Origin of the sequence: Streptomyces sp. PsTaAH-137, from assembly GCF_003259365.1 — a bacterium.
In the GTDB taxonomy this organism is placed as follows: domain Bacteria; phylum Actinomycetota; class Actinomycetes; order Streptomycetales; family Streptomycetaceae; genus Streptomyces.
On the sequence record NZ_QLLY01000014.1, the window covers coordinates 36,000 to 51,274 of the forward strand.

Here is a 15,275-nt window from a genome sequence, read left to right on the forward strand (position 1 = left end):
TAACTCCCCGTACGCTGAGGCCCGAAACCCGATCATTCAAGCGTCAAGCGCGCCACGAAGGCGTGCATTCAGGGGCGGGGCGATGGAGCAGACACACACCTCCCACAACGGCAGCACGGCCACGGCCGGGGCTCAGCGACGGGTCCTCGTCGTCGAGGACGACCCCACGATCGTGGAGGCCATCGCCGCCCGGCTGCGCGCGGAGGGATTCCTGGTGCAAACCGCTCAGGACGGCCCGGCCGCCGTGGACACGGCCGAGGCATGGCAGCCCGACCTGCTGATCCTCGACATCATGCTGCCGGGCTTCGACGGCCTGGAAGTGTGCCGTCGCGTGCAGGCCCAGCGGCCGGTGCCGGTGCTGATGCTGACCGCGCGCGACGACGAGACCGACATGCTCGTCGGGCTCGGCGTGGGCGCGGACGACTACATGACCAAGCCGTTCTCGATGCGGGAGCTGGCGGCCCGGGTGCACGTCCTGCTGCGCCGGGTGGAGCGCGCGGCCGTCGCCGCCTCGACGCCGCGCAGCGGCATCCTCCGGCTCGGCGAGCTGGAGATCGACCACGCGCAGCGCCGGGTGCGGGTCAGGAACGAGGACGTGCACCTCACGCCCACCGAGTTCGACCTCCTGGTCTGCCTGGCGAACACCCCGCGGGCCGTCCTCTCGCGCGAGCAGCTGCTCGCCGAGGTGTGGGACTGGGCGGACGCCTCGGGCACCCGGACCGTCGACAGCCACATCAAGGCCCTGCGGCGGAAGATCGGTGCCGAGCGCATCCGCACCGTGCACGGCGTCGGCTACGCGCTGGAGACGCCGACCCCATGAGCGTCGGGGACCGGGCACAGCACAGCCGGGCGGACCGGCCGAAGGCGCTGAAGCCGCCACTGAACCCGTACTGGGCGACCGGCGGGCTGCGCCCCTTCTCCATCAAGGCGAAGCTCGGCACCCTCGTCGTCATCTCGGTCTTCATCACCACGGGCCTGCTCATGGTCGCGATGTACACGGCGACCGAGCTGCGCTTCATCACGGTGTTCTCGATCATCGCGACGCTGCTGATCACGCAGTTCGTCGCGCACTCGCTGACGGCGCCGCTCGACGAGATGAACACCGTGGCCCGCTCGATCTCCAACGGCGACTACACGCGGCGCGTGCGCGGCGCCGACCGCCGCGACGAGCTGGGCGACCTCGCCGTCACCATCAACCGCATGGCCGACGAGCTCGCCGCGCAGGACCACCAGCGCAAGGAGCTCGTGGCGAACGTCTCGCACGAGCTGCGCACCCCCATCGCGGGCCTGCGCGCCGTGCTGGAGAACGTGGTGGACGGCGTCATGTCCGCCGACCCCGAGACCATGCGCACGGCGCTGAAACAGACGGAGCGGCTGGGCCGGCTCGTGGAGACGCTGCTCGACCTGTCCCGGCTGGACAACGGTGTGGTGCCGCTCAAGGCGCGGCGCTTCGAGGTCTGGCCGTACCTGTCGGGCGTGCTCAAGGAGGCCAACATGGCCGTCTCGCAGCGCGCCGGCATCGCCTCCGGGTCCGGTACCCATACGCGTACGGACGTCCATCTCCACCTCGACGTCTCGCCGCCGGAGCTGACCGGGCACGCCGATCCCGAGCGCATCCACCAGGTAGTGGCGAATCTCATCGACAACGCCGTGAAGCACTCCCCGCCGCACGGCCGGGTCACGGTGCGGGCCCGGCGCGGCCTGTATCCGGAGTCGCTGGAGCTGGAGGTGCAGGACGAGGGTCCCGGCATCCCCAAGTCCGAGTGGCACCGGGTCTTCGAGCGCTTCAACCGCGGTACGAAGGACAACGGGTCGAGCGGCAAGGGCGACGGCGGCACGGGCCTCGGCCTGGCCATCGCGCGCTGGGCGGTGGACCTGCACGGCGGCCGGATCGGTGTGGCCGAATCCGAGCGGGGCTGCCGGATCAAGGTCACTCTTCCGGGAGAGCCCCGACCGCAAAGTTGACGTAGGGTTTCGGTCAGGCGGAGGTCAAGCCGCGCGCTGGCGTACCCGGATGTGCCGGGTACGCGATCCGTGCATGCGGAACCCCGGTTGTTTCCCGCCATTTCCCGGCCCGAAACACGACTTCCAGTGTGACTTACGCGACGGATCACCGGCCCGGTCTGCACGTCCCGCCGATGGAGGCGTAGCCTTTATTCCCGCTGTCCATCACCTTGTGAGAAGCGGAAGAGGGCGGTTCACGCCGTGTCGCCACAGTCCCCCAGTAACTCGACCACCGAGACCGACCAAGCCGGGCAGGGCAGAAACCCTGCGGCCGCCTTCGGTCCCAATGAGTGGCTCGTCGACGAGATCTATCAGCAGTACCTCCAGGACCCGAATTCGGTAGACCGAGCCTGGTGGGACTTCTTCGCCGACTACAAGCCCGGTGCCGCAGCCGCGGGGGCTGCGCCGACTGAGCCTGCAGCGCAGCCGGCCCAGAAGCCTCCGGCCCCGGCCGCCGCTCCGGCGCCCGCCGCCCAGGCCCCCGCCGCGAAGCCCGCAGCCGCAGCTCCCGCACAGACTGCCGCCGCGAAGCCCGCCGAGGCCGCGCCCGCGAAGGCCGCTCCCGCAACGCCCGCACCTGCACCCGCACCGAAGAAGGCTGAACAAGTGACGACCGAGGCCCCTGCCGGCCCCGAGTTCGTGACGCTGCGCGGTCCCGCCGCCGCCGTCGCGAAGAACATGAACAAGTCCATCGAGGTCCCCACGGCGACGTCCGTGCGCGCGGTCCCGGTGAAGCTGCTGTTCGACAACCGCATCGTCATCAACAACCACCTCAAGCGCGCCCGTGGCGGGAAGATCTCCTTCACGCACCTCATCGGGTACGCGATGGTGCAGGCCATCAAGGCCATGCCGTCGATGAACTACTCCTTCCAGGAGAAGGACGGCAAGCCGACCCTGGTCAAGCCGGAGCACATCAACTTCGGCCTCGCGATCGACCTCGTGAAGCCCAACGGCGACCGCCAGCTGGTCGTCGCGGGCATCAAGAAGGCCGAGACGCTGAACTTCTTCGAGTTCTGGCAGGCCTACGAGGACATCGTCCGCCGCGCCCGTGACGGCAAGCTCGGCATGGACGACTTCACCGGCGTCACGGTCTCCCTGACCAACCCCGGCGGCCTCGGCACCGTCCACTCGGTCCCGCGTCTGATGCCCGGACAGTCGGTCATCATGGGCGTCGGCTCGATGGACTACCCGGCGGAGTTCCAGGGCACCTCCCAGGACACGCTGAACAAGCTCGGCATCTCGAAGGTCATGACGCTCACGTCGACCTACGACCACCGGGTCATCCAGGGCGCCGCCTCCGGCGAGTTCCTGCGCGTCGTCGCGAACCTCCTCCTCGGGGAGAGCGAGTTCTACGACGACATCTTCAAGGCCCTGCGCATCCCCTACGAGCCGGTCCGCTGGCTCAAGGACATCGACGCCTCGCACGACGACGACGTCACCAAGGCCGCCCGCGTCTTCGAGCTGATCCACTCCTACCGGGTCCGCGGCCACGTCATGGCCGACACCGACCCGCTGGAGTACCGCCAGCGCAAGCACCCCGACCTCGACATCAACGAGCACGGGCTGACGCTGTGGGATCTGGAGCGCGAGTTCGCCGTCGGCGGCTTCGCCGGCAAGTCGATGATGAAGCTCCGCGACATCCTCGGCGTGCTCCGTGACTCGTACGTGCGCACCGTCGGCATCGAGTTCATGCACATCCAGGACCCGAAGCAGCGCAAGTGGATCCAGGACCGCGTCGAGCGCCCGCACTCCAAGCCGGAGCGCGAGGAGCAGCTGCGGATCCTGCGCCGCCTGAACTCGGCCGAGGCGTTCGAGACGTTCCTCCAGACGAAGTTCGTCGGCCAGAAGCGCTTCTCCCTGGAGGGCGGCGAGTCCGTCGTCCCGCTGCTCGACGCGGTCATCGACTCCGCCGCCGAGGCCCGCCTCGACGAGGTCGTCATCGGCATGGCCCACCGCGGCCGCCTGAACGTGCTGGCGAACATCGTCGGCAAGTCGTACGCGCAGATCTTCCGCGAGTTCGAGGGCAACCTCGACCCGAAGTCGATGCACGGCTCCGGCGACGTGAAGTACCACCTGGGCGCCGAGGGCACCTTCACCGGCCTGGACGGCGAGCAGATCAAGGTCTCGCTGGCCGCGAACCCGTCCCACCTGGAGACGGTCGACCCGGTCATCGAGGGCATCGTCCGCGCCAAGCAGGACATCATCAACAAGGGCGGCACGGACTTCACCGTCCTGCCCGTCGCCCTGCACGGCGACGCGGCCTTCGCGGGCCAGGGCGTCGTGGCCGAGACGCTCAACATGTCGCAGCTGCGCGGCTACCGCACGGGCGGCACGGTCCACATCGTCATCAACAACCAGGTCGGCTTCACCGCCGCCCCGGAGTCGTCGCGCTCGTCCATGTACGCCACCGACGTGGCCCGCATGATCGAGGCGCCGATCTTCCACGTGAACGGCGACGACCCCGAGGCCGTCGTCCGCGTCGCGCGCCTCGCGTTCGAGTTCCGTCAGGCGTTCAACAAGGACGTCGTGATCGACCTCATCTGCTACCGCCGCCGCGGTCACAACGAGTCGGACAACCCGGCGTTCACGCAGCCGCTGATGTACGACCTGATCGACAAGAAGCGCTCGGTGCGCAAGCTCTACACCGAGTCCCTCATCGGTCGCGGCGACATCACCCTCGAAGAGGCGGAGCAGGCGCTCCAGGACTTCCAGGGGCAGCTGGAGAAGGTCTTCACCGAGGTCCGCGAGGCCGTCGCGAGCGGGACCGAGGAGACCTCCCCGCAGCCGCAGGCCGAGTTCCCGGTGCCGGTGCAGACCGCGATCTCCCAGGAGGTCGTCAAGCGCATCGCCGAGTCCCAGGTCAACATCCCGGACAACATCACGGTCCACCCGCGTCTGCTGCCGCAGCTCCAGCGCCGCGCGTCGATGATCGAGGACGGGACGATCGACTGGGGCATGGGCGAGACCCTCGCCCTCGGCTCCCTCCTCCTGGAGGGCACCCCGGTCCGCCTGTCCGGCCAGGACTCGCGCCGCGGCACCTTCGGCCAGCGCCACGCGGTGCTGATCGACCGGGAGACCGGCGAGGACTACACCCCGCTGCTCTACCTGTCGCCCGAGCAGGCCCGCTACAACGTCTACGACTCGCTGCTCTCCGAGTACGCGGTCATGGGCTTCGAGTACGGCTACTCGCTGGCGCGTCCCGAGTCCCTCGTGATGTGGGAAGCCCAGTTCGGTGACTTCGTCAACGGCGCGCAGACGGTCGTCGACGAGTACATCTCGGCCGCCGAGCAGAAGTGGGGCCAGACGTCCGGCGTCACCCTGCTCCTCCCGCACGGCTACGAGGGCCAGGGCCCGGACCACTCCTCGGCCCGCGTCGAGCGCTTCCTCCAGCTCTGCGCGCAGAACAACATGACGGTCGCGATGCCCACGCTCCCGTCGAACTACTTCCACCTCCTGCGGTGGCAGGTGCACAACCCGCACCACAAGCCGCTGGTGGTCTTCACCCCGAAGTCGATGCTGCGCCTCAAGGCCGCCGCGTCGAAGGTGGAGGAGTTCACGACGGGCGGCTTCCGTCCGGTCATCGGCGACGAGACGGTGGACGCGAACGCGGTCCGCAAGGTGGTCTTCGTCGCGGGCAAGCTGTACTACGACCTGGAGGCCGAGCGGAAGAAGAGCGGGAACACCGACACCGCGATCATCCGCGTCGAGCGCCTGTACCCGCTGCCGGGTGCCGAACTCCAGGCGGAGATCAGCAAGTTCCCGAACGCCGAGAAGTACATCTGGGCGCAGGAGGAGCCGGCGAACCAGGGTGCGTGGCCGTTCATCGCGCTCAACCTGATCGACCACCTGGACCTGGCGGTCGGCGCCGACATCCCGCACGGCGAGCGCCTGCGCCGCATCTCGCGGCCGCACTCCTCGTCGCCGGCGGTCGGCTCCGCCAAGCGCCACCAGGCCGAGCAGGAGCAGCTGGTGCGTGAGGTGTTCGAGGCGTAAGGCCCCGGACCCCGCATGCGGAAGGGCCCGGCACCCTCGGGGGTGCCGGGCCCTTCCGCATGTCCGCGCTAGGCGGGCTGGGGTTCGAACTCCCAGTAGGGGCGGACCCGTTCGCGGGCGGAGACGGTGTGGATGTGCTGGGGGCCCAGCGTGCCGGACAGCCGGCGCAGTGCCTCCTCCTCCAGCGGCCCTGCCTCCTCGTCGCGCTGGAGGGAGCGCAGGTCGTAGGCGACGGCGATGCCCGCGGACAGGGTCAGCGGATGGTCGTCGCCGAGCACCGGGCGGGCGCCTTCGAGCGTGGTGCGGGACAGGGCCAGCGCGTCCTCGTACCGGCCGATGAAGTTCCGGCTCCCCGAGGCGTTCATCGCGCAGCCCAGCGTCCACGGGTGCAGGTCGCCGAGTGCCTGCTCCATGCCCACCAGGGCCTGCTCGCACAGGCTGCGGGCCTCCTCGCGGGCGCCCTGGGCGCGCATCACGAGGCCCAGGTTGGACAGGGTTCCGAGGTAGTACGGGTGGGCCGGGCCCAGCTGCCGCAGATAGACGCTGACGGCGTCCTCGGTACGGGTGCGGGCCTCGTCGAGGTTGCCGTACTCGCGCAGGTAGGACGCGTAGTCGGAGGCGATCATGAGGGTCGCCGGGTAGTCGCTGCCGAAGACCCGGCTGCTGCGTTCGTACACGTCGCGCAGCGCCTGTCCGGCCTCGGTGAGGTCGCCGCCGCGGCGCCGGCACAGGGCGAGGTTGTGCTCGGCGAGCAGGGTGAGCGGGTGGCTCTCGCCGAGCATGGCCTGGTTGAGGCGCAGGCTCTGCTCCTGGCGGGACAGCGCCTCCTTGTACTTGCCCATCAGGCGCAGCCCGCGGGCGCAGGAGATGCCGGAGCCGAGGATGCTGAGGTGCCGGGGGCGCAGCACGCGCTCGCGGCGGCGCAGGGTGTCGAGGTCCAGGTCGTACGCCTCGCCGTAGCGGCCGAGGAGGCGCCGTACGACGGCCAGGTTGTTCTGGGCGTCGAGGCTGGTGGCGTCGTCCTCGCCGAGGAGGGCGCGGTAGACGGTCCAGCAGTGCTCGAAGAGTTCGTGGGCGCGGTCGTACTTGGCGGTGCGCAGCAGTACCGAGCCGAGCATGCTCATGGCCCGCAGGGTCTCCAGGTCCCGGTCGCCGCGCTCGTCGGTGAGCTGCTCGACCATGGTGCGGCTGAGCTGTTCGGCCTTGCGGAACTCGCCGAGCATGCGCAGGGTGTTGCCGTAGACGTAGTCGAGTTCCCTGACGTGGGCGTGGCGTTCGCCGAGGGTGTCGCGCCAGTTCTCCTCGGTCTTCTCGCACAGGGCGAGGCAGGTGCGGTACTCCCCCGCGTAATTGAGGTAGCGCAGGCAGCTCAGGACGAAGTTCTGGATCGCCGGGTTGGTGGAGTGCAGTGCGCCGGAGGGCTCCAGGTGCGGGATGAGTTCGGCGTAGCGGGGCCAGTTGCGGGGTTCCGCGGGGGCGCCGGGGTCGGCCTGGGCGAGGACGCGGCGCACGGCCCGGGACAGGTGCTCGGTGTCCTTCTCGGACACGTACTGGCGCACCACCTGGTAGACCATGTTGTGCAGTTGGACGGTCTCCATGCCGCCGCCCGCGTCGACCGGCTGCTCGGAGTACTCCAGGCCCGCGATGGAGTACTGGACGAGCCGGTTGAGGGCCGCGTTCCAGCGGACGCGGTCGTTCATCAGGCCCGAGTACTCCTCGGGCAGATCGCCGGCGGGCATCTCGCGCAGCAGTTTCAGCGGGACGCGGCCGGGGGCGAAGAAGACGCAGAGCCGCAGCAGGGCGCGGGCGTCGGGGTATTCGTCGCGGATGTTGTTGAGGAGTATGGCGATGGACTGCGGGAACGGCGTCGGGTACTGCTCGGAGACGGTCAGGGTGTCCGGTGAGTCGAGGCGCCGGCCGAGCAGGTCCACGTACTGGCTCACGGTCATCGGCGAGTTGGCGAGCCAGCCGGCGGTCTGGTCCAGGGCGAGCGGGAAGTCGCCCAGGGCCTCGGCGAGTTGTCCGGCCTCGGTGCTGTTCAGGCGCACGGCGCGGCGCTGGACGAAGATGACGGATTCGCGGCGGGTGTAGACGGGCACCTCGACGAGCTGGGTGTGGCGGCTGGCCCAGTCGCGGTTGCGGGAGGTGATGAGGACGTCGCCGGCGCCGCTGGGCAGCAGGTCGGTGAGGATGTCGGGGTCGTCGCAGCCGTCGAAGACGATCAGCCACTTGCCGTACGGGGTGCCGCGGCGCAGCGCTTCGAGGGCGGTGCGGATCCGCTCGCCGTAGCTGGTGGCGTCGACGCCGAGCTGGAAGGCGGGCGCCAGTTCGGACAGGCGCTCGCGCAGTCCGGCCCGCCCTTCCGCGGGCACCCACCAGACGACGTCGTACTCGGAGGCGTACCGGTAGGCGTACTCGGCGGCGATCTGGGTCTTGCCGATGCCGGACATGCCGAGCAGGGTGACGATCTTGGCGCCGGACGGGGCCTCGACGAGTTTCTCGCGCAGCTCGGTGATGACCTCGATGCGGCCGGTGAAGCGGGGGTTGCGGCGCGGGACGCCGCCCCAGACCTCGGGCGGGTCGTTGGGGAAGCGCGGTCCGCGGCGGCCGGTGCTGTGGCCGATCCGGTCGGTGGGCAGGCCGAGCCGGCGCAGCACCCGGAACTCGGCCTCGCGCGCGTCGATCCCCCACAGCTCGACCGGTTCGAGGGCGACGGTGGCGCCGGGGGTGTCGCCGCTGCTCAGCGAGAGGCCGGCGTAGCGCCCCGGGTGGCGTGCGACGACCGTGGTCAGGGCCTCGTTCCAGTCCTGGTGGCTGTGGCCGCCGCGGCTGAAGTAGCGATCACTGAGCACCATGACGATCTTGCTGTCGCTCCGGGCGAGATCGGCGAGGGCCTCGGTGAGGCTGCCCGCCGCCTGGGGGTTGAGGGAGCGCAGGGAGACCTGGTGTCCCTGTTCCTCCAGACGGTGCTGGATCCAGCGGGCCCAGGGCCCGTCGAATCCGACATAGCTGACCGTGAAGCGCTGGTCACCTGTGCCGTCCTGCGTGTGTGTCGCTGGCCTGGCGCTCACTGGGGCCTCTCCTGGTCGGCTTCCTTGACGGGACGCGCCGCCCGACGCGCGGCGCTCTTCTCCTGTATCGGCTCCTGGCTCGCGTGCATGAGGTCCGCTCCCGCCGCTCAGGTCGGCGCGGTCGCCCGGACGGCCCGGCACGCCTCGCGCCACAGGCCCGCGCCGGGCGGATGCTCGCCCATGGCCTGCTCGGTCTCGGTCATCGCCGTGACGAACTCCTGTCCGGCGCGGGTGAGTTCGGGTGCCCGGTGGACATCCGGCAGCACGGCGGCGACCTGGGCCCGGTAGCGGGCGTGCCGCGGCCAGGCGCCGGGGACCCCGGCGAGGGCGGCGCGCTGCCAGAGGTCGGCGAGGGCGAGATGCGCGTAGGTGCCGTGCAGCAGGCCGTCGAAGGGCCGCGGGTCGGGGCGCCACGGTGCCCAGTGCCGGGCGGTGGTGTCGGCGGTGTGGAGTCGTACGAGGTCGCTGAGCGCGGCGAGTTTGCCGTGCTGCACCTCGTGCACCAGGGCGGCCGCGAGGTGCAGGGGCGGGCAGGGGCGCACGAGGACGGCGCTGTGCGCGGCCGGGGCGGTGGCGCTCGCCGAGCGGGAGGTGCGGGCCAGCGGGACGACGCAGCGCAGGAGCGCGGTGATCTCGCGGGCGCGGCGGTCGTCGATCCGGCGCAGCACCTCCAGTGCGGCTCCGTACCGCGCGTCCCACTGGGCCCTGCCCTGCGGGCCGAGGCGGCGGGCGGCCCTGGTGCGGTCGGTGGGGGGCGGCACCCGGTAGGGGTCGAGGTCGTCCAGGAGCGGGCCGGCGGGGCCGAGCCGGTGCAGGGTCAGGGCGGCGGCGTCGGGACGGCCGGGCCAGCGGGTGTCGTCGACACGGACCGGGCCGGGCGCGGGGCGGCGCAGCGCGCCCAGGGACGGCAGGGAGAGGAGCCGGCCCGGGCTGTGCAGGGTGAGCGTGAAGGGCAGGCCCGCGCGCAGGGCGGCGGCCGCCGCGAGGGCGCCGAGCCGGGCGGTGTCGGGCGGGAGCGCGGCGCGCGGGTCGGTGAGGCGGCGCAGGGTCTCCTCGGCCCAGGTGCCGACGGTCGGGTGGAGCAGGACCTCGCGGACCGGTTCGGGCGCGGTGCGCTGGGCGGCCTCGATCAGCGCCCAGTGGTCGGTGGCGGGGCCGTCGCCGAGCCGGGTGCGCAGCAGGGCGAGGAGGAGGAGCCGTTTGCTGTGTTCGGCGGTGCGCAGCAGGGTGCCGGTGGCCTCGTCGTGGCCGCCGCCGCCGAGCAGGCGCAGCGCGGGCAGCGGGACGCCGATGCGCGGGGCGACGGCGGCGGTCAGCACGGTGCCTCCCGCGGCTCGGCCGGGGCGAGGGTGCGCAGCCGGGTGGCGATGTGCCGGATGAGGACCGTCAGGTCGGCGCAGTAGACGGACGGGTGGCGGAAGCCGGCGCCCTCGCGGAACCGGTGGGCGTAGTGCCCGCCGCCGCACACGGTGAGCAGTGGGCAGCGGCGGCACTGGTCGGCGAGTCCGTCGAGGCCCAGCTGGCGGGCGGCGAAGCCGGGGTGGTCGAGGAGGTCGTCGAAGGTGTGGCGGGTGAGGTCGAGTCCGGTGACGGCGGCGCCGTCGTAGGCGGACTTGAGGGCGTCGGTGAGTTCGAGGGTGCCGTCGGTCTCGACGACGGCGGTCGCGGCGGGGGCGACACCGAGCGCCTCGGTGGCGGTGGGGAGGCCCAGCAGCAGGGCGATGACCTCTTCGAAGAGCCGGACGCGGGTGGCCCTGCGGCCGTCCTCGAACCACTGGTCGAAGACGGCGGTCAGCCAGTCGCCGTACACGGGCGCGCCGTCCCGGGCGCCGGGTGGCGGGCTGGACCAGTGGGCGAGCGGGAGCAGCAGGTCGAGGGCGGGCGGCGCGAACCGCAGGAGGGACCGGTAGGTGTCGACGGGGTCCTGCTCGACGTCGACGACGCACAGCAGCCCCGCGTACGACTCCGGCCGGCGCCGCAGGAGTTCGAGGCCGCGGGTCACGCGCGGCCAGGAGGGGCGGTGCGACGTCCGGTACACGCGGCGGGAGTTGTGCTCCGGGTCGCCGCCGTCGAGGCTGACGCCGACCCGGACGCGCTCGGCGGCGAGCGCGTCGAGGCGGTCGTCGGTCAGCAGGGTGGCGTTGGTCTGCACGGCGGCGGTGAGGGTGCAGTACGGGGGCAGGGCGGCTCTGGTCTCCCGGATCAGCGAGGTGAGGTCGGCGACCGGGGTGAGCAGGGGCTCGCCGCCGTGCAGGACGAGGTCGACGCGGTCGAGCCGGTGCGCGGCGGCGTGCTCGGCGATCCGGCGGGCGGCGAGCGTGCGCACCTCGGCGCTCATGGTGGCGGGCTGCCCGCTCCAGCCGGTGTCGGCCATCTCGTAGACGTAGCAGTAGGTGCAGGCGAGGTTGCACCGGCTGTTGACCTTGAAGACGAACTGCCGTACGGGCGTGGGCCGGTGTCCGGCGGCGCGCAGGGCCGGCACGTCGAGCCGGGTGTAAGGCCAGGGCGCGTGCCGGGCGTGCGCGGCACGGGAGCGATGCCCGGCCTGTGGGCCGTGGTGCGTGGCCTCCATGGATGTGCCCTCCCCGTCCTGCCCTCTCCCCAAGGGCCTGGTGCGGAACACGCGATGCGGCGTCAGCGCCCGTCGTTGCCGATGCTCTGGGTGTACTCGGCCAGCACCGAGACCGGGTCGATGATGCGGGCGAGCAGGTCGTCGATCACCTCGGCGAGCACCGGGTGGTCGAGGTCGCGCAGTTCGGCCAGGTCGAACCCCCTGAGATCGACCAGCCGGCCCGCGTAGTCGGCGGGCGTCGCGGTGTGGCCGGTCGCGACCGTCGCCGCGTCGTTCGGGTCCTTCATCGGTTCGGCTCCTTATTCCGTGTCCCGTGGACTTTCCCTCGGGCCCGCGTCCGAAAACGGCGCGGGCCGCCGCTCAGCTCGCCGCGAGGGCCTCGATCCGGGCCCGCAGCGCGGCGGGATCGGGCGGCCCTGATCCGCCCCCGCCGTCCTCACCGGCCCCGGCCTCCTCGCACAGTTCGAGCGCCGACCGGTACGCCTCCAGCGCGCCCCTCGGCCGCCCCATCGCCTCCAGCACCTCCGCGCGCAGTTGCTGGATGCGGGCCGCCTGCCACAGCGCCTGGACGCGGGTGGGCCCGCCGGACACGGTGAGCGCGGTCCGCCAGCCCCTGCGGTACGAGTCGGCGGCGTGCTCCAGCCAGCCGAAGTCCGCGGTGACGCGGTGGAGTTCGCGCTGTACGTCGCCGTGCTCGGCCCAGGCGCGGGCCGCCGCCAGCGGGTCGCCCGCGGACCGGGCGGCCTGGGCGAGCAGGTATTCGGCCTCGCGCAGGTCGACCGGGTCGTGCTCCAGGCCGTGGCGCAGCCGCAGGCCGGCGGCGAGGGCGAGCAGCCGCGCGGGGACCCGGGCGTCGTCGCGGGGCAGCGCGGTCCTGGCCTCGCGCAGTACCTGCACGGCGGTGTGTACGTGCACGGCGCGGTCGGCGCCGCTCGCGACGCGGGCCCGCTCCAGGAGGGTGTCGGCCCATTCGGGCAGCAGGGACGCATAGTCGTGGCCGTCGCGGCCGGTCAGCCGGCGGGCCGCCGCGTACGCCTCGTCGGCGGCGGCCAGGTCGGCGGGGTCCCGGCGCAGGTCGTAGCGGGCGCGGCGGACGCGTCCGGCGCAGATCAGGAGGTCCAGGCGCAGCCGCTGGTCGTCGTCGGCCTCGTCGAGCGCGAGGGCCAGCTCGTTGAGGGCCCGGTCGAGCGCGCCGGGCACGTGGCGCAGGGCGCGGGCGAGGTCGAGCCGGGCCCTGGCGCGGCGCGCGGGGGCCGCCCGGGTGCCCAAAGCGGCCAGTCCCGCGGTGAGCTGGCGTGCCGCCTGGCCCGCGTCGGCGGCGTCGCCGGTGCTCTCGGCGAGCGCGAGCAGCACCTGTCCGAGGGCGAGGTGGAGTCCGGGGTCGGGTTTGCCGGACGGTTCGCGCCGCTCGAACTCCTCCAGGGCGGCGCGGGCGTCGCGCAGATGGACCTCGTCGTGGTCGAGCCGGTGCAGGCGCAGCAGGATCCGCGCCCGCCGTACCGCGCAGTCGAGGCCGAGTTCGTACTCGACTCCTTCGGCGAGGCAGACGGTGGCGAACTCCTGTTCAGCGGCGACGAGCAGCGCCGGGTCGAGTCCGCCCGGCGCGGCGAGCGCACGCTCGTAGAGGACCTGGCCGAGCACGGCGCGGGCCCGGATCATGCCGGGGACGGCGGCCGCGGAGCGCATCGCCGCGTCGGCCTCGTCGAGCAGGCGCGGTTCGTGGGTCACGCTCCACAGCCGCAGCAGCACCCGCCCGAGTTCGAACCCGGCGTCCTCGTGCGCGGGGTCGGCGGCCAGGACGCGGCGCAGCAGCGCGGCGGCCGAGTGCAGGCCGCTCTGGTTACCGTCGCGCTCGTGGTCGGCGAGCAGGATGCGGGCGGTGCGGACGGCCTGGTCGTGGACGGCGTCGCCGGGGACCGTCGGTGTCGGGCCCGGCGACGGTACGGGCGGGTCCATGAAGCGGCGGACGACGGCGGCGGACACCTCGGCGAAGGCGCGCGGGAGCACGGCTCCGGCCCGGCCGTTGTCGTCGGCGGCGTCGGTGTCCTGTGGGGCGGGCGGCACGGCCGGGTCGCCGGGCGGGCGGTCGCGGTCGATCTGGGCGATGGCCAGCGCGAGGAAGGCGCGGGCGCGGCGGCCGAAGCGCTGCTCGACGTAGTCCGAGCAGTGTTTCTGGACGAGCAGAGCGTCGTCGCGGGTGATCGGGCCGAGCAGCACGTCCCGTACTCCGGGGACGAACGCGTAGCTCTCGCCCTGGGTGTCGAAGGCGCGGGCCGTGGGTGCGGCCGGCTCGGCGGGTGTCTCGGTGGTGCGCCGCAGCAGTCCGCTCAGCAGCACCTCGGCGAGTTCGGCGGGGCCGGAGTCGGGCAGCATCGTGCGCTGGACGAGTCGCATCACGGGCAGGATCAGCGGCGCGGCGGAGAGGTAGACGGCGAGCCGCATGGCGTCCGGCGAGGCCACCGAGCGGAACCGGCTGACCAGTTCCGCCGGGGTGCGCTGCGGCGCCGAGGCGGGCGGCGCGGTCGCCGGGTGGTCGGCGTGCACCCGGCCGGTCTCGGCGGGCACCGGGCGGGCGCCGAGCCCGGCGAGCAGCCGCGCCCAGGCGGAGAGCGCGGACGCGCTGGGCGGCAGCAGCGGCACGGACCGGCCGCCGCTCCCGCCCAGCGGCTGGGCGCGCGGCCGGAACCGCAGGGGTGCGCCCGGCCCCTCGCCGCGGTACAGGAGTCCGGGCTCGGCAGGCAGATGGGTGCGGCGCCACATGCGGTGGGGCAGCGGCTGGAGCACGGCGACCGGGGCGCACTCGGCCCAGCGGTGCAGCAGCCGCTGGGCCAGGCCGAGCCGCCACAGCTGTCCCGCGCAGTCGCTGACCATGATCGTGACGGACCGGCCGGTCGGGTCGCGCAGCCGGTCGGTGGGGTGGGCGGCGCCGCGCGGGTCGGGTCCGGCGCCGAGGGCCGGGGTGCCGTCGGGAAGCCCGTGCAGGTAGTGGGCCTGGATGTCGCGGAACGCGCCGAGCCGTTCGCACACCCCGCGCAGCTCGTCGAAGAGTTCGTGCCACACGACCATGGAGGGCGACGCGTCGAGCACCAGGTGCAGGGTGGCCTCGCGGCGGTCGACGGGCCTCAGCACCGGCACCGTGAGCCCCATCGCGCGGGCGCTGGCGTCGGCGGTGGCCGCCTCGTCGAGCACGGTGCGGCGGCGCGTGCCGGGCGGGCGCAGCCGCTGCAACGGGCGCAGCGCGCGCTGGATGTCCAGGACCCGGGGCAGGGCGGCGGGCAGGGCGACGCGGACCGGCAGGCCCTCGGGTTCGGTGCCCGCGGCCCGGCGCCGGTCGCCGTCGGCGGGGCGGGTGGCGCGGGCGTACAGGCCGAGCCGGTCGAACCGGGCGGGCGCCGTGCCGCCGCCGTCCTCGCCGGACGCGGGCCGCGGCGCGGGTGCGTCCGTGACCGGCACGGGGTCGGGCGCGGCCGGTCCGTCGTCGGGCGGCCGGGGCGGTGCGGGGGCCGTGGCGTCGGGTGCGGTGATGTGCTCGCCGAGCCAGAGCGCGTCGGCCACCTCCTCGGGGGTCGGCGCGAGCCCGGCGGTACGCAGCATTCCCGCCAGGCGGGCGATGGGGTCCCGCGGGGCGCTCACCG

8 protein-coding genes are annotated in these 15,275 nt (G+C 73.0%); 3 read left to right on the forward strand and 5 right to left on the reverse strand.

Going from position 1 to position 15,275, the window contains the following annotated elements:
• Positions 1-82 precede the first annotated feature (82 nt).
• The 3 genes from K377_RS27880 (at position 83) to K377_RS27890 (ending at position 5,997) form a co-directional block, all read left to right on the forward strand.
• Positions 83-820 (forward strand): response regulator transcription factor, encoded by a 738-nt coding sequence (locus tag K377_RS27880; protein ID WP_111666313.1) that lies wholly within the window; start codon positions 83-85, stop codon positions 818-820.
• Positions 817-1,965 carry a HAMP domain-containing sensor histidine kinase gene (locus K377_RS27885; protein ID WP_237552010.1) on the forward strand — a complete coding sequence of 383 codons (1,149 nt, stop codon included), beginning with the start codon at positions 817-819 and terminating at the stop codon, positions 1,963-1,965. The genes K377_RS27880 and K377_RS27885 overlap by 4 nt, the downstream gene beginning before the upstream one ends.
• A 240-nt stretch (positions 1,966-2,205) precedes the next feature.
• Positions 2,206-5,997, forward strand: a complete 3,792-nt coding sequence (locus K377_RS27890) for a multifunctional oxoglutarate decarboxylase/oxoglutarate dehydrogenase thiamine pyrophosphate-binding subunit/dihydrolipoyllysine-residue succinyltransferase subunit (RefSeq protein WP_111666314.1) — start codon at positions 2,206-2,208, stop codon at positions 5,995-5,997.
• A 68-nt stretch (positions 5,998-6,065) separates the two neighbouring features.
• Here K377_RS27890 and fxsT read toward each other — a convergent pair whose 3' ends face one another.
• The 5 genes from fxsT to K377_RS27915 all read right to left on the reverse strand — a co-directional run bounded on the left by fxsT (position 6,066) and on the right by K377_RS27915 (position 15,273).
• The gene (fxsT, locus tag K377_RS27895) at positions 6,066-9,068 is read right to left on the reverse strand and encodes an FxSxx-COOH system tetratricopeptide repeat protein (protein WP_111666315.1); all 3,003 of its coding nucleotides are present in this window, start codon (positions 9,066-9,068) and stop codon (positions 6,066-6,068) included.
• 107 nt (positions 9,069-9,175) lie between these two features.
• Positions 9,176-10,387, reverse strand: a complete 1,212-nt coding sequence (locus K377_RS27900; protein ID WP_161195189.1) for an HEXXH motif-containing putative peptide modification protein — start codon at positions 10,385-10,387, stop codon at positions 9,176-9,178.
• On the reverse strand, positions 10,381-11,640 hold the full coding sequence (locus tag K377_RS27905) for an FxsB family cyclophane-forming radical SAM/SPASM peptide maturase (RefSeq protein ID WP_111666317.1): 1,260 nt from the start codon (positions 11,638-11,640) through the stop codon (positions 10,381-10,383). Before K377_RS27905 ends, K377_RS27900 begins: the two co-directional genes overlap by 7 nt.
• A gap of 62 nt (positions 11,641-11,702) precedes the next feature.
• Positions 11,703-11,927, reverse strand: a complete 225-nt coding sequence (locus K377_RS27910) for an FXSXX-COOH protein (protein ID WP_111666318.1) — start codon at positions 11,925-11,927, stop codon at positions 11,703-11,705.
• A 73-nt stretch (positions 11,928-12,000) separates the two neighbouring features.
• Positions 12,001-15,273: an SAV_2336 N-terminal domain-related protein gene (locus K377_RS27915; RefSeq protein ID WP_111666319.1), complete on the reverse strand. Its 3,273-nt coding sequence runs from the start codon at positions 15,271-15,273 to the stop codon at positions 12,001-12,003.
• Between the last annotated feature and the right edge of the window lie 2 nt (positions 15,274-15,275).